At 57.6% G+C, this 14,424-nt stretch carries 13 protein-coding genes; 7 read left to right on the plus strand and 6 right to left on the minus strand.

Annotation, left to right across the window (positions count from 1 at the left end):
- Positions 1-151 precede the first annotated feature (151 nt).
- The 3 genes from glnL to ADK28_RS31685 all read left to right on the plus strand — a co-directional run bounded on the left by glnL (position 152) and on the right by ADK28_RS31685 (position 2,858).
- The gene (gene glnL / locus ADK28_RS18370; RefSeq protein ID WP_048796325.1) at positions 152-1,201 is read left to right on the plus strand and encodes a nitrogen regulation protein NR(II); all 1,050 of its coding nucleotides are present in this window, start codon (positions 152-154) and stop codon (positions 1,199-1,201) included.
- An 8-nt stretch (positions 1,202-1,209) separates the two neighbouring features.
- Entirely contained in the window at positions 1,210-2,622 is a 1,413-nt protein-coding gene (glnG, locus tag ADK28_RS18375) for a nitrogen regulation protein NR(I) (protein WP_015379452.1), read from the plus strand.
- Between the two features lie 113 nt (positions 2,623-2,735).
- The gene (locus ADK28_RS31685) at positions 2,736-2,858 is read left to right on the plus strand and encodes a YshB family small membrane protein (protein ID WP_004931250.1); all 123 of its coding nucleotides are present in this window, start codon (positions 2,736-2,738) and stop codon (positions 2,856-2,858) included.
- A 34-nt stretch (positions 2,859-2,892) separates the two neighbouring features.
- Here ADK28_RS31685 and hemN read toward each other — a convergent pair whose 3' ends face one another.
- Positions 2,893-4,266: an oxygen-independent coproporphyrinogen III oxidase gene (gene hemN / locus ADK28_RS18380; protein WP_048796326.1), complete on the minus strand. Its 1,374-nt coding sequence runs from the start codon at positions 4,264-4,266 to the stop codon at positions 2,893-2,895.
- Between the two features lie 182 nt (positions 4,267-4,448).
- Positions 4,449-4,991 (minus strand): Der GTPase-activating protein YihI, encoded by a 543-nt coding sequence (yihI, locus tag ADK28_RS18385; protein ID WP_015379455.1) that lies wholly within the window; start codon positions 4,989-4,991, stop codon positions 4,449-4,451.
- 734 nt (positions 4,992-5,725) lie between these two features.
- On the opposite strand from yihI, the gene yihA reads away from it, so the two are divergent.
- Positions 5,726-6,370: a ribosome biogenesis GTP-binding protein YihA/YsxC gene (yihA, locus tag ADK28_RS18395; RefSeq protein ID WP_004931258.1), complete on the plus strand. Its 645-nt coding sequence runs from the start codon at positions 5,726-5,728 to the stop codon at positions 6,368-6,370.
- Positions 6,371-6,887: 517 nt separating this feature from the next.
- Here yihA and polA read toward each other — a convergent pair.
- On the minus strand, positions 6,888-9,686 hold the full coding sequence (gene polA, locus ADK28_RS18400) for a DNA polymerase I (protein WP_033639118.1): 2,799 nt from the start codon (positions 9,684-9,686) through the stop codon (positions 6,888-6,890).
- Between the two features lie 497 nt (positions 9,687-10,183).
- On the opposite strand from polA, the gene ADK28_RS18405 reads away from it, so the two are divergent.
- Entirely contained in the window at positions 10,184-11,080 is an 897-nt protein-coding gene (locus ADK28_RS18405) for an acyltransferase (RefSeq protein WP_033639117.1), read from the plus strand.
- A gap of 41 nt (positions 11,081-11,121) precedes the next feature.
- On the opposite strand, the gene dsbA is transcribed toward ADK28_RS18405, so the two are convergent.
- From dsbA to ADK28_RS18420, 3 genes are all read right to left on the minus strand, one after another.
- Entirely contained in the window at positions 11,122-11,745 is a 624-nt protein-coding gene (gene dsbA, locus ADK28_RS18410) for a thiol:disulfide interchange protein DsbA (RefSeq protein ID WP_004931264.1), read from the minus strand.
- Between the two features lie 29 nt (positions 11,746-11,774).
- The gene (locus tag ADK28_RS18415) at positions 11,775-12,761 is read right to left on the minus strand and encodes a serine/threonine protein kinase (RefSeq protein WP_048796327.1); all 987 of its coding nucleotides are present in this window, start codon (positions 12,759-12,761) and stop codon (positions 11,775-11,777) included.
- A gap of 98 nt (positions 12,762-12,859) precedes the next feature.
- Positions 12,860-13,129, minus strand: coding sequence for a YihD family protein (locus ADK28_RS18420; protein ID WP_004931268.1), 270 nt, complete (start codon positions 13,127-13,129; stop codon positions 12,860-12,862).
- Between the two features lie 148 nt (positions 13,130-13,277).
- Between ADK28_RS18420 and mobA the strand changes: the two genes are divergently transcribed.
- Both mobA and mobB read left to right on the plus strand, forming a co-directional pair.
- On the plus strand, positions 13,278-13,868 hold the full coding sequence (mobA, locus tag ADK28_RS18425) for a molybdenum cofactor guanylyltransferase MobA (RefSeq protein WP_033639115.1): 591 nt from the start codon (positions 13,278-13,280) through the stop codon (positions 13,866-13,868).
- Entirely contained in the window at positions 13,865-14,383 is a 519-nt protein-coding gene (mobB, locus tag ADK28_RS18430) for a molybdopterin-guanine dinucleotide biosynthesis protein MobB (RefSeq protein WP_033639114.1), read from the plus strand. The genes mobA and mobB overlap by 4 nt, the downstream gene beginning before the upstream one ends.
- Positions 14,384-14,424: the final 41 nt, after the last annotated feature.

Raw genomic sequence — 14,424 nt, forward strand, 5'->3', positions numbered from 1 at the left:
TTTGTTATCGCTTTTTTGTTGCCGTGGAAACTTTCAGCCCATCTTCGGATGGGTTTTTTTCTCCACCGTATTTTCTGCAAAACTATTCCATACCGTGTCGATCCCGGATGGAGTAGGATAGATGCACTAAAAAGGTGCAGGAGTCTGCTGTATGGCAACTGGCAAGCTGCCCGATGCTGGGCAGATCCTCAATTCACTCATCAACAGCATCCTGCTGTTGGATGACTCACTGGCGGTTCACTACGCCAACCCGGCGGCACAGCAGCTGCTGGCGCAAAGCTCCCGCAAGCTGTTCGGTACGCCGCTGCCCGATTTGCTCGGTTATTTTTCGCTGAACGTCTCTTTGATGCGCGAAAGCCTGCGCGCCGGGCAGGGCTTCACCGATAACGAAGTGACCCTGGTGGTCGACGGCCGCGCGCATATCCTTTCCCTGACCGCTCAGGCGCTGCCGGAAGGCTATATCCTGGTCGAGCTGGCGCCGATGGACAATCAGCGCCGCCTGAGCCAGGAACAGCTGCAGCATGCCCAACAGGTGGCGGCCCGCGATCTGGTGCGCGGTTTGGCGCACGAAATCAAAAACCCGCTGGGCGGCCTGCGGGGCGCGGCGCAGCTGCTGGCCAAGGCGCTGCCCGATCCGGCGCTGACCGAATACACCAAGGTGATCATTGAGCAGGCCGATCGGCTGCGCAATCTGGTGGATCGCCTGCTCGGGCCGCAACGGCCCGGCCAGCACATCACCCAAAGCATCCATCAGGTCGCGGAGCGCGTCTGCCAACTGGTGTCGCTGGAAATGCAGGATAACGTCACGCTGGTGCGCGACTACGATCCGAGCCTGCCGGAAATGGCCCACGACCCGGATCAGATAGAACAGGTGCTGCTGAACATCACCCGCAATGCGCTGCAGGCGCTGGGCGAGGCGGGCGGCACCATCACGCTGCGCACCCGCACCGCGTTTCAGATTACGTTGCACGGCACCCGCTACCGACTGGCGGCGCGCATCGACGTCGAAGACGACGGCCCCGGCGTGCCGGCGCAGCTGCAGGACACGCTGTTCTACCCGATGGTCAGCGGCCGTGAAGGCGGTACCGGCCTGGGATTATCCATCGCCCGCAATCTGATCGATCAGCATTGCGGAAAAATTGAATTCAACAGTTGGCCAGGTCATACCGAATTCTCGGTCTACCTGCCCATTCGTCAGTGAGGTTTGCAATGCAACGAGGGATAGTCTGGATCGTCGATGACGATAGCTCCATCCGCTGGGTGCTTGAGCGCGCGCTCACCGGCGCGGGCCTGAGCTGCGCCACCTTCGAAGGCGGCAATGACGTGCTGGAAGCCTTGGCCACGCAAACCCCCGACGTGCTGCTGTCCGATATCCGCATGCCGGGCATTGATGGTCTGGCGCTGCTCAAGCAGATCAAACAGCGCCATCCGATGCTGCCGGTGATCATCATGACCGCGCATTCGGATTTGGACGCCGCCGTCAGCGCTTATCAGCAAGGGGCCTTCGACTACCTGCCGAAGCCGTTCGACATCGACGAAGCGGTGGCGCTGGTCGAGCGCGCCATCAGCCATTATCAGGAGCAGCAGCAGCCGGTGCGCAGCCAGCCGGCCAGCGATCCGGCGGCGGACATCATCGGCGAGGCGCCGGCGATGCAGGACGTGTTTCGCATCATCGGCCGGCTGTCGCGTTCGTCGATCAGCGTGCTGATCAACGGCGAATCCGGCACCGGCAAGGAGCTGGTGGCGCATGCGCTGCACCGCCACAGCCCGCGCGCCAAGTCGCCGTTCATCGCCCTGAACATGGCTGCCATCCCCAAGGATCTGATCGAATCGGAGCTGTTCGGCCACGAGAAAGGCGCCTTCACCGGCGCTAACCAAATCCGCCAGGGGCGCTTTGAACAGGCCGACGGCGGCACGCTGTTCCTCGACGAGATCGGCGATATGCCGCTCGACGTGCAAACGCGCCTGCTGCGGGTGCTGGCGGACGGCCAGTTCTACCGGGTCGGCGGCTATGCGCCGGTGAAGGTCGACGTGCGCATCATCGCCGCCACGCACCAGAACCTGGAGCTGCGGGTACAGGAAGGCAAGTTCCGCGAGGATCTGTTCCACCGCCTGAACGTGATCCGCGTACACCTGCCGCCGCTGCGCGAGCGCCGTGAAGACATCCCGCGGCTGGCGCGCCACTTCCTGCAGATCGCCGCCAAAGAGCTGGGCGTCGAGGCCAAGAACCTGCATCCGGAAACCGAAACTGCGCTGACCCGCCTGCCCTGGCCGGGCAACGTGCGCCAGCTGGAGAACACCTGCCGCTGGCTGACGGTGATGGCCGCCGGCCAGGAAGTGCTGATTCAGGATCTGCCGGGTGAGCTGTTCGAAACCGCCGCGCCGGAGAGCCCCAGCCACAGTCTGCCGGACAGCTGGGCCACGCTGCTGGCGCAGTGGGCCGATCGCGCGCTGCGTTCCGGTCATCAAAACCTGCTGTCGGAAGCCCAGCCGGAAATGGAGCGCACGCTGCTCACCACCGCCCTGCGCCATACCCAGGGGCACAAACAGGAAGCCGCGCGCCTGCTGGGCTGGGGGCGCAATACCCTCACCCGCAAGCTTAAAGAGCTGGGTATGGAATAGGAACGGGGATGGATGATGAAAAACGCAGTCCGGCGCACAAAAAAACGCCAACCGCAGGCTTTACAGCCGGTGCGGGCGCAGTATGATCGTGTCGCACACTCTGGAGGTTGACGATGCTGGACTCATTCATCGCATTCATTTCTCAGGGCGCGGAGCTGGGCTCCGCCGCCAGCCACACTCCGCAGGCGGCGGTCGCCGCGGTGCTGTGCGCCGCGCTGATTAACTTCTTCAGTTAAAAAAACAGCCGCATCAGCGGCTGTTTTTTCATCCTCAGATCACCCGAGAGAACTGCTGGCTGCGCGCCTGTTGCCGCAGATAGCGGTCGAAACACATGCAGATATTGCGGATCAGCAGGCGCCCGCGCGGCGTAACACGAATGCCCTGCTCATCGCGCTCCACCAGCCCATCGCGTTCAAACGGCGCCAGCAGCTGCAGGTCTTCGGCGAAATAGGCGGTAAAATCGATGCCGTATTGCCGTTCGAGCGGCTGATACGCCAACCGGAAGTTGCAGATCAGGGTTTTGATCAGATCGCGCCGCAGGCAATCGTCGTCCGTCAGCGCCAGCCCGCGCCACAGCGCGTTGCCCTGCGCTTGCACGCTGTCATAGTAATGCTTCAGCTCTTTCTGATTCTGCGCATAGCTGTCGCCGAGCATGCTGATAGCCGACACGCCCAACCCCAGCAGATCGCTGTCGCCCTGAGTGGTGTAGCCCTGGAAATTGCGGTGCAGTTTGCCTTCGCGTTGGGCGATCGCCAGCTCGTCGTCCGGATGCGCAAAGTGATCCATACCGATGAACTGATAGCCGGCGTCAGTCAGGAACGCGATGCTTTGCTGCAAGATATCCAACTTCTGCTGCGCGCTGGGCAGATCGGCGTCTTTGATTTTGCGCTGGGCGGCGAACAAATTCGGCATATGCGCGTAGTTGAACACGCTGAGGCGATCGGGATTCAGTTCGGCCACCCGCTGCAGCGTGAAAGCGAAGCTTTCCGGCGTCTGTTTCGGCAGGCCGTAGATCAGATCGATATTGGTTGAGCGGAAGCCCAGCGCTTTGGCCCGTTCGATCAGAGCGAAGATGAAGGCTTCGTCCTGCTCGCGGTTGACCAACTGCTGCACCTGCTTGTTGAAATCCTGCACCCCCATGCTCAAACGGTTAAAGCCTTCGGCACGTAAATGATCGAGCACATCCAGCTCAATCTCGCGCGGATCGACTTCGATCGACATCTCCGCATCGGGCAGAAAATCAAAATGTTCGCGCAGCAGCGCCACCAGCCGGCTGATTTGCGCTTTGTCCAGGTAGGTTGGCGTACCGCCGCCCCAGTGCATCTGGCCAACCTTGCGGCCGGCGAACAGCGGCGCACGGCTGGCGATCTCTTGCGCCAAAACGTTCAGGTATTCGTCGGCCTTGTGCGTCTGGCGCGTCACCAGCTTGTTGCAGCCACAGAAATAGCACAGCTTATGGCAGAAAGGGATATGCACGTACAGCGACAGCGGCCGCTCAGGGTAGCGCGCAGCGGCGCATTGAAACGCCGCTTCGTCGTAGCGCTGGTTAAACTCCAGCGCCGTGGGGTATGAGGTATAACGCGGCCCTGAGTAGTTATATTTTTGGATCAGGGCCAAATCCCAGACAATCGTCTGCTCTGACATGCTCACTCCTTCCGATATCTTTTTCTACCGGGCCGGGAGAGGGGCGGTTGTCTGCGCTGTCTGGCCACGGAAGCGCTGCGAAAACGCGCTTTGCGCTTAGACAGCCGCCATAGTTTACCGAATAACCACAGCAGATAACACATCAAGAGTAGGGCTATTGTCGGGATCAGCCACATGGCGCGTTAAAAGGCGTCTTTCGGGTTGCCGCCTTTCAGCAGCTTCAGAATATCTTCCTGCTTCTCTTCTTCTTCCTCGTCGTCTTCATCGCCCAGCTCGATGCCCAGCACGTCCATCAGCACATCGATACGATCCAGCGTCTTATCGACATACGCCTGTTCTTGCGCGTTCAGCGTTTCGCCATCGTCGATGCGATCCAGCAGCGCGTTCAGGCGTTCGTCATTTTCGAGCTTCGCCAGCTCTTCTTCCGGCGACAGGCGCGGTTTCGCTTCGGCCTTTGGCTTCGGCTGCGGTTTGGCCTTCACTTTGGTTTCGTCGACCACCAGCGCAACCGGCACTTTACTGCCGATACGCGGATCTTTGGCTTCCGCCGCCGATTTGTTTTTTTGGCTGCCGGACTCAACCTGGGTGCGTGAACCGGAAGCGTGGCCGCGGCGCTTTTTCAGGCGTTTGCGCTCGCGCGCTTCCTGATCGAGCTCCATACGGCTTTTCTTTTTCGTTTTTGACTTCGCCGCGCTGCCGCGAGGTGCTTTTGATGGCTGGTTCATAGCGTGTGCTCTTAGGTATGTAGATTCAGTATAGAATTGCGGCGGAATCTAGCAGAAAGCGGACAAAGAAAAAAGGCGGCAGGTTAAACCTGCCGCCTATTTCGCACCTTCTTGCGAAGGGTATTCCTGTTACGCGCTCCTTGCGTACATGCAACATCCCGGTTTTTCCTTCTGCTATAACCGCATTCCCTGCCACTACGTCCTTCATCCTGAAAGGAAAATCGTCCATGGCGCAATCCATTCGCATCCGCTCTTCCCGAGCGTGCTTCCTGCGGGCATCCAAACTGCCAATACTTCACCATCCGATGTGCCTGCCGCCTATTCCGGTGCGAAAGGGTCACTTCCTTTTGCGTTCATCCTGGCACTCATTGCACGCCCTGTGCATTCCCTGAGATTTGTCATCCTTCCCGGATGTTCCCTAATCCTGCGCAACCCTGCGTTAACGAGTACTTTACGTTATTGTTGCGAAGGCTCAAGGCACCTGACGCCGATTTGACTGACATTTCCACACAACGAAAAAACAACACATTGTTTTTAAAATAGAAACAGAAATATCGCTTTCGAATAAAGCGACATTACCCGCGATTCGAATGGCAAATGTCTCACAACGTACGGTCGGCATAACTGCCGTTTTATCGCGCCCCGCCGCTTAAAAACGGAGAAACACGCCATTTTTACCGCTGATGCAGTTATAATCGCCAACCAGTTAGCCATCCTCACGGAGACGAAAAATTTTGACCAGCAAGAACTACAACTATCATGTGACCCATTTCGTCACCAGCGCACCCGATATTCGCCATCTGCCGGGGGATGCAGGAATTGAAGTCGCCTTTGCCGGCCGTTCCAACGCCGGTAAATCCAGCGCGCTGAATACGCTGACCAATCAAAAAAGCCTGGCGCGCACCAGTAAGACGCCGGGGCGCACCCAGCTGATCAACCTGTTCGAAGTGGAAGACGGCATTCGTCTGGTCGACCTGCCGGGTTATGGCTACGCCGAAGTGCCGGAAGAAATGAAGCGCAAATGGCAACGCGCGCTGGGCGAATACCTGCAGATGCGCAACAGCCTGAAAGGGCTGGTGGTGCTGATGGATATCCGCCATCCGCTGAAAGATCTCGACCAGCAGATGATCCAGTGGGCGGTCGACGTCGGCACGCCGGTGCTGGTGTTGCTGACCAAGGCCGACAAGCTGGCCTCCGGCGCACGCAAGGCGCAGCTCAACATGGTGCGTGAAGCGGTGCTGCCGTTTATGGGGGATATCCAAGTCGAAGCCTTCTCATCGCTGAAAAAGATCGGCGTCGACAAGCTGCGCCAGAAGCTGGACACCTGGTTTAACGAGATCCCGCCGGAAGTGCTGCCGGAAGAGGACATCGGCGAATAAGCCCTGATCGCACGTTTGAGCCGATGCCTCGCCGCATCGGCTTTTTTATGCCCGCAGATCGGCCGCAGGCGGGATTTTTCGTTATCTAATTACATTTTTGAAATAAAGCCATCATAAAGACTTATCGCCAAAACGGGCTTGTTTCGCCGAATTACGCGGATTGAGGGAGCGGAAGCTGAAATGAAAAGCGGAGCCGAGCGATAGGAAAAACGTATGGTTTGCTGCTGTTTTTACAATAAAAAACGCCCCAGTCAATACTGACTGGGGCGGCTAAATATTCAGCCAAATCCGATTACGTGAAGTAAAAGGTCTGAAAGATAGAACATCTTACCTCTGTACCCTACGCCTGTAACTCTACATCATTTTTTCGCAGGGCAAAAGAATTTTTTGTAGTTTACTTACACAATTTGCGGCGCAAGAACGGCGAAGTTGGGGAAACTATCGCCGCATCTTGTAGCTTAATTACGAAAAGTGCTTAGGTTATCGCCAGTTAGCGCATACGGCGATAACCCGGCGATCAGTGCGCCTCATCCCAGTTCATGCCGACGCCCACATCGACCTTCAGCGGCACCGCCAGCGTCATGCTGCCTTCCATCAGTTGGCGGATACGCTGGCTGGCTTCGTCGATCACCGATTCATGCACCTCGAACACCAATTCATCGTGCACCTGCATGATCGCGCGCACCAACGGCTTCTCCTGCCCCTGCAGCCAGGCGTCGACCTCGATCATCGCACGCTTGATGATATCGGCCGCCGTGCCCTGCATCGGGGCGTTGATGGCGGCGCGCTCGGCCGCCTTGCGGCGCATGGCGTTACTGGAGCGGACGTCCGGCAGATACAGACGGCGGCCGTCCAGCGTGCTGACATAGCCCTGTTCGGAAGCCTGCTGACGGGTGCGCTCCATGTAATCCAGCACGCCCGGGTAACGCTCGAAGTAGAGATCCATATAGCGCTGGGCTTCCCCACGCGGGATCCCCAGCTGACGCGCCAGTCCGAAAGCGCTCATGCCGTAAATCAAACCAAAGTTAATCGCCTTGGCGCTGCGGCGCTGCTCGCCGGTCACTTTATCCAGCGGCACGCCGAAGACTTCCGACGCCGTGGCGCGGTGAATGTCTTTCCCTTCGGCAAAGGCCTTCAGCAGCCCTTCATCCTGTGACAGATGCGCCATGATGCGCAGCTCGATCTGCGAGTAGTCGGCCGCGACGATGCGGTAACCTTCCGGCGCAATAAAGGCCTGGCGAATACGCCGCCCTTCTTCGTTGCGCACCGGGATGTTCTGCAGGTTCGGATCGCTCGAGGAGAGGCGGCCGGTGGCGGTCACCGCCTGATGGTACGAGGTATGCACCCGCCCGCTGACCGGATTGATCATCAGCGGCAGCTTGTCGGTATAGGTGGTCTTCAGCTTCGCCAGGCCGCGGTATTCCAGGATCACCTTCGGCAGCGGGTAGTCCAGCGCCAGCTCGGCCAGCACCTCTTCGTTAGTGGACGGCGCCCCGCCCGGGGTTTTCTTCAGCACCGGCAGCTTTTGTTTTTCGTACAGGATCGCCTGCAGTTGCTTGGTCGACGCCAGGTTGAACGGCTCTTCCGCCAGCTCGTGGGCCTGCGCTTCCAGCTCAGCCAGACGCTTGGCCAGCTCTTGGGAGTGGGCCGACAAAATGGCCGGATCGATCAGTACCCCGGTGCGTTCGATATGTGACAGCACCGGCAGCAGCGGCATTTCAATCTCATTGAATACCGTCAGCAGTTCCGCGCTCTGTTTCAGCTGCGGCCACATCGCCAGATGCAGCTGCAGCGTGACATCGGCGTCTTCGGCGGCGTAAGGCGCCGCCTGCTCCAGCGCGATCTGGTTGAACGTCAGCTGGTTTTTGCCCTTGCCGGCGATCTCTTCAAAGGTGATGGTTTTGTGGCCCAGATAGCGATCGGCCAGGCTGTCCATATCGTGACGGCCGCCGACGCTGTCCAGCACATAGGACTCCAGCATGGTGTCGTAGGCGATGCCGCGCATCTCGATGCCATAGCGCGCCAGCAGGCTCATGTCGAACTTCAGGTTTTGCCCGACCTTGAGCGCCTTCTCGTCTTCCAGCAGCGGCTTGAGCGCCTCCAGCACATAAGCGCGATCCAGCTGCGCCGGCGCATCCAGATAATCGTGCGCCACCGGCAAATAAGCCGCTTCGCCCGGCGCGATCGCGAAGGACAGGCCGATCAGGTTGGCGGTCAGGGTATCCAGACCGTCGGTTTCGGTATCGAAGGCAAACACGTCGGCCTTTTTCAGCCGCGCCAGCCAGTCGGTAAAGGTCGCTTCGTCCAGGATAGTGACATACCCGTCCTGGGACAGCTTGGCTTCCGCCAAGGCTTTCGGCGCTTCCACGGCGGCAGCCGGTTTGGCGGCGCCGGCAGCTTTCGCGCCCGCGCCTTTCTTGTGTTCCAGCCAGACGCCGGCTTCCACGTCCGCCAGCCAGCGTTTGAACTCGTACTGTTTGAACAGCTGTTGCAACGTGTCGACATCCGGCGCGGAGACCGTCAGGTCCGCGCAGGTCAGATCCAGCTCGACGTCGGTTTTGATCGTCGCCAGCTTATAGGAGAGGTACGCGACCTCTTTATTCTGTTCCAGCTTGGCCGCCATGGTTTTGGCGCCGCGGAAGCTCAGCGTGGCGATGTTCTCCAGATTACCGTACAGCGCATCCAGCCCGCCGATACCCTGCAGCAACGCCTGGGCGGTTTTCTCGCCCACGCCCGGTACGCCGGGAATGTTGTCCGATGAATCGCCCATCAGCGCCAGGAAGTCGATGATCAACTCCGGCGGAATGCCGTACTTGTCGCACACTTCCTGCGGACCGAGGATCGTGTTGTTCATGGTGTTGATCAGGGTGACGTTCGGCGTCACCAGCTGCGCCATGTCTTTGTCGCCGGTGCTGATCAGCACCGCATGGCCGGCCTTTTCGGCCTCCAGCGCCAGCGTACCGATAACGTCGTCCGCCTCAACGCCGGGCGTCACCAGCAGCGGCAGGCCCATCGCCTTGACCATGCTGTGCAGCGGCTCGATCTGCGCGCGCAGATCGTCCGGCATCGGCGGCCGGTGTGACTTATATTCAGCGAAGAGATCATCGCGGAAGGTCTTCCCTTTGGCATCAAACACCACGGCAACGTGGCTCGGTTGATACTGCAGCAGCAGGCTGCGCAGCATATTCAGCACGCCGTACATCGCGCCGGTCGGCTCGCCCGCCGAGTTGGTCAGCGGCGGGAAGGCGTGATAAGCGCGGTAGAGGTAGGAGGAACCGTCAACCAGGATTAGTGGGTTTTCTGCAATCTGGGCCATAGCGTTTCTTTATCGTGATCGGACATAGGGGTAAGCATGCCATAGCTGGCCGTCGGAGACGAACCTTAGCGTGCATTGCGGACGAAAATGATGTGATTGTGTGCGAGGATCCGCAAGATCTTACCTGTGGATAACTTTGTGCATAGAAAAGAGACCGAATTATAACGCTGCGATTATCGTTATAACGGCGAATAAAATTCCTATTTAAATCACCGCGTTAAAAGAACGAATTCCGGCGACGCTTTATTATTGGCTTTTATTGGATTTGTGGATATAACTTTCGCCGGATTTTAATCGCACTATTCATCAAATTCGGCGCCTCAATTACCATAGCACAAGCTGGACAAGTTGCACGAAAACTCAGCAAATGGTTATCCGATGAGACGAAAAACAGTGATTTTTAGCGGCGCTTTACCCCGGCGATTTCTGTTAAAATGCGTTTTTGTTCATGCGTTTTGGCATGCAACGATGTTCCCAACAACCGTCAGCCCATAATCATGCCAAGATTGTTAACGCCTGTTATCTTTATCATTTCCGTCATACTTACCATTCTGGTGACGGTGTTGTGCTCCATCCCCATCACGCTGGCCGGCATCGTGAAACTCCTGGTGCCCATACCCGCCGTCTGGCGATATATCTCGGCTTTCGCCGATTTCATGATGTGGTGTTGGTGCCAAGGGCTGGCGCTGTTATTGCGCATTAACGGGCAATTGCGTTGGGATATTGAAGGGCTGGAAGGGCTGGACCGCAAAAACTGGTATCTGCTGATCAGCAACCACGAAAGTTGGTCGGACATTGTCGTACTGTGCGTGCTGTTCAGAAATCATATTCCAATGAATAAGTATTTTCTCAAGCAACAGCTCGCCTGGGTGCCTTTTGTCGGCCTGGCCTGCTGGGCGCTGGATATGCCATTCATGAAGCGTTACTCCCGCGCCTATTTGCTCAAGCATCCGGAAAAGCGCGGCAAGGATATCGAAACGACGCGCCGTTCCTGCGAAAAATTCCGCCAGCGTCCAACCACCATCGTCAATTTCGTCGAGGGTTCACGCTTCACCGAAGCCAAGAAAATTAAAAGCAATTCGCCGTATCGCAATTTGCTGGCGCCTAAAGCCGCCGGCATCGCGTTTACGCTCAGCGCGTTGGGCAATCAGTTCGACAAAATATTGAACGTTACTCTGCTCTATCCGGAAAATAACCAACGGCCTTTTAGGGATATGCTGTGCGGGCGGCTGACGCGTATCGTGGTGAGAATAGAGACGCTGCCGATCGATGAAACCCTGCACGGGGACTACTTCAACGACAAGCAGTTCAAGCGGCGCTTCCAGCTGTGGCTGAATACGCTATGGCAGGAAAAAGATCGGTTGCTGGATAAATTGAAACGGCAATATGGATAAAAAAACGCCGGCGATGCCGGCGTTTTCGCATGGGGTCTGGCTTATTTCTGCTGGCTGAGGAATTTAACCACATCGGCGAACTGCTTCACGTAAGCGTCCATCGAGCTGGTGTCCAGGCCATCGTTCTTAACCATGTATTTGCCGTTGACGAATACCGCCGGCACGCCGCGCAGCTGCAGATCTTCTGCGGCTTTCTCCTGCTGAACCACCAGAGATTTCACCACGAAGCTGTTCCAGGCCGCATCATAATCTGCTGCGGTCACACCCGCTTTCACGAAGACATTGCGGATATCATCCGGCGTTTGCACGGTCTGGGTTTTCTGCACCGCTTCAAACATCAGCGGGCTCACCTTGTCTTCCACGCCCAGCGCCATCGCTACCGCCCATGCCTGAGTCAGCTGTTTGCCCAACGGCCCCAGGAATTCAACGTGGTACTTGGTCATTTTGGTGCCGGCAGGCAGCGCTTTCTTTACGTTCTCAGACACATGATAGACCTGCTCGAACTGGTAGCAGTGCGGGCAGTAGAAGGAGAAGAACTCCAACACCTGCGGCTCGCCAGTCACCGGTTTGTCCAGGGTCACATACTGAGCGCCATCGCTAAACTGTGCTGCCGAGGCACTGAATGCCATCACCATGCCAACGAGCGCCAACCATATTTTTTTCATAAGACTAAACTCTCCATTGTGTTAAAGCTTCAATACATTGGCGTCAGCTGCAGAGGGGGCTCCTGCAACAGCTTAACCTGTTCGGTGAAGGCCGCAGTCTGAGACAACCAGAAATCAGACTCCGCCATCCACGGAAAACTCTTGGGGAAGGCCGGATCCTGCCAACGGCGAGCGACCCAGGCCAGGTAATACACCATGCGCATCGCCCGCAGTGGTTCAATCAACGCCAGCTCGCGCTGATCAAACTCGGCAAATTCGCTATACGCCTCCAGCAAGACATCCAGCTGCATCAGTTGATCGCGACGTTCGCCGTGCAGCAACATCCACAGATCCTGCACTGCCGGGCCGTTGCGCGCATCATCAAGATCGACGAACAGCGGGCCATCGCGCCACAGAATATTGCCCGGATGGCAATCACCGTGCAAACGGCGCGGCTGCCAGTTCAGATGCCAGTGCGACTTGATCGCCGCAATCAGATTATCCGTCGCCTGCAGGAACGCGTCACGCTGCGTTGCCGGTAGCAGCTCGCAATCGGCCAGCACCTGGCGCGGGGCGGTGAGGTACTCTTCAATCCCCATCGTTGGCCGCTCGGCGAACAAACGCTCACCGCCGACCTGGTGGATACGCCCCAGAAAACGGCCCACCCATTCCAACTGATCCAGATTGTCTATCTCGTATTGCCGGCCCCCCACGCTGGGGAACAGGGCAAAGAAAAAGCCGCCGTGCGTATGCAGCGTAGCGCCTTGCAGCGCCAACGGCGCCACCGCCGGGATCTCCGCGCCGGCCAGATCCAGAGCGAACTGATGTTCCTCACCGATCTGTGCGGCGCTCCAGCGCTCCGGGCGGTAAAACTTCACCACGTAGCGCCGGCGATCTTCGTCCATAAACTGATAGACACGGTTCTCGTAGCTGTTCAGCGCCGTCAGGCCGGAATCGACGCGCAGGCCAACTCCTTCTAGCGCGTCCATAATCAAATCGGGCGACAGGGTGTCGAAATTAAAAGCAGAGTTATTCATAACGTTCGTTTGATCGCTGACAGCACGGTGCCGGGAATGAGAAATAGTAGCATTAATGGCGCATTTCACGCGCTATGCTTTCTCGCACCGCACGAGGATCAGTCCTTGATAACGCCGCGAGCGCGCAGCAGCGCCGTTTTAAAATCTTCTTCGTAATCTTTCTTCAGACCCGGGATCTGATCCGTGCCGGCGCTACCGCGCATTTTCAGGTGATAAATGAGAATATCGTCGCTCAGTTCGGACAACTCGCCCTGGAAGCCCGCTTCCTTCGCCAGCTTTTGCAAAAACTGCATCAAATTGAGATCGGGATCTTCCTGCCAGGCCGGGTGCAACAGCTCGATCAACTCGTTTACGCGATGCGTTTTCATCTCAATATCGTCCAATAGCATGAATAAACTCACAAAGTAACAGGCTTACCCACGCAGTGAAAGAACCGGCTTGTCAATAAAGGTAAATCCTGATGTCACGTCTGCTTTAGCGCTACAATCAGCCCATCGACAAGGCGGGATAAACGAGATGCATAAAGAAATCAGCGGCGTCATTTTGGCCGGCGGACGGGCCACGCGCATGGGCGGTGAAGACAAAGGCCTGGTGTCGATTGGCGGGATCGCACTCTATCAACACGTATTGGCTCGGTTACGGCCGCAGGTGACTTCCATCGTCATCAGCGCCAATCGCAATCAGGCATGTTATCAGGCGAGCGGTTTGCCGGTGATTGGCGATCTGACGCCCGATTTCGCCGGGCCGCTGGCCGGCATGCTGGCCGGGCTCAAGCAATCTTCCAGCGAATGGGTGGCCTTCGTCCCTTGTGATGTCCCCGACTTTCCCGCCGACTTAGTCGCTCAGCTATGGCAGCAAAAAGGCGCGGCGCAGGCGGCCTTTGCCAGCGATGGTGAACGAGATCACCCCACCCTGGCGTTACTGCATAGCCAAATAGCGCCGCAGCTGGCCGACTATCTGGCGCGCGGTGAACGCAAGCTGATGCTGTTCTTGCATCAAATTGGCGCACAACGCGTAGTGTTCAGCGGGCAGCAAGCGGCATTTCATAACCTTAATACGCCGGCTGACTGCCTGAATTGGCAACAAACGCGAGAGCTCAAAAAATGAATCGTTCATTGCCTCCCTTGCTGGCTATCGGCGCCTACAGCGGAACGGGGAAAACGACCCTGCTCAAACAGCTGATCCCGTTGCTGAAACAACGCCAGGTAAGGATTGGACTGATCAAACATACGCATCACGACATGGATGTGGATACGCCGGGTAAAGACAGCTATGAGCTGCGTAAAGCAGGCGCCGAACAAACGCTGGTCGCCAGCGATCGCCGCTGGGCATTGATGACCGAAACGCCGGAGCAACAATCTTTGGATCTACGCTACCTGGCAGAGCGTTTTGACGCCGATAAGGTCGACTTGATTCTGGTGGAAGGGTTTAAACATGAGCCGGTCAGCAAAATCCTGCTTTATCGGGCCGAGATCGGCAGACCGTTGGAAGACATGCTGGATCGGTTTGTGGTGGCGGTAGCCAGCGACCGACCGCTATCCATTTCGGCTAAGCAGCTGGATCTCAACCGACCGGAAAGCATCGCCGACTTTATTGTCGAATGGTTGAAAGGCGCAGCGTAGCTGCGCTTTTTTTATGTATTGCACATAGCAAAAAGCCCTGA

Source organism: Serratia sp. 506_PEND (assembly GCF_001076875.1).
GTDB lineage: Bacteria > Pseudomonadota > Gammaproteobacteria > Enterobacterales > Enterobacteriaceae > Serratia > Serratia marcescens.

Bases quoted from the DNA above. Each gene is read 5' to 3' on its own strand.
- glnL (WP_048796325.1), top strand. From the start codon at position 152: ATGGCAACTGGCAAGCTGCCCGATGCTGGGCAGATCCTCAATTCACTC.
- glnG (WP_015379452.1), top strand. From the start codon at position 1,210: ATGCAACGAGGGATAGTCTGGATCGTCGATGACGATAGCTCCATCCGC.
- ADK28_RS31685 (WP_004931250.1), top strand. From the start codon at position 2,736: ATGCTGGACTCATTCATCGCATTCATTTCTCAGGGCGCGGAGCTGGGC.
- hemN (WP_048796326.1), bottom strand. From the start codon at position 4,266: ATGTCAGAGCAGACGATTGTCTGGGATTTGGCCCTGATCCAAAAATAT.
- yihI (WP_015379455.1), bottom strand. From the start codon at position 4,991: ATGAACCAGCCATCAAAAGCACCTCGCGGCAGCGCGGCGAAGTCAAAA.
- polA (WP_033639118.1), bottom strand. From the start codon at position 9,686: ATGGCCCAGATTGCAGAAAACCCACTAATCCTGGTTGACGGTTCCTCC.
- ADK28_RS18405 (WP_033639117.1), top strand. From the start codon at position 10,184: ATGCCAAGATTGTTAACGCCTGTTATCTTTATCATTTCCGTCATACTT.
- dsbA (WP_004931264.1), bottom strand. From the start codon at position 11,745: ATGAAAAAAATATGGTTGGCGCTCGTTGGCATGGTGATGGCATTCAGT.
- ADK28_RS18415 (WP_048796327.1), bottom strand. From the start codon at position 12,761: ATGAATAACTCTGCTTTTAATTTCGACACCCTGTCGCCCGATTTGATT.
- ADK28_RS18420 (WP_004931268.1), bottom strand. From the start codon at position 13,129: ATGAAAACGCATCGCGTAAACGAGTTGATCGAGCTGTTGCACCCGGCC.
- mobA (WP_033639115.1), top strand. From the start codon at position 13,278: ATGCATAAAGAAATCAGCGGCGTCATTTTGGCCGGCGGACGGGCCACG.
- mobB (WP_033639114.1), top strand. From the start codon at position 13,865: ATGAATCGTTCATTGCCTCCCTTGCTGGCTATCGGCGCCTACAGCGGA.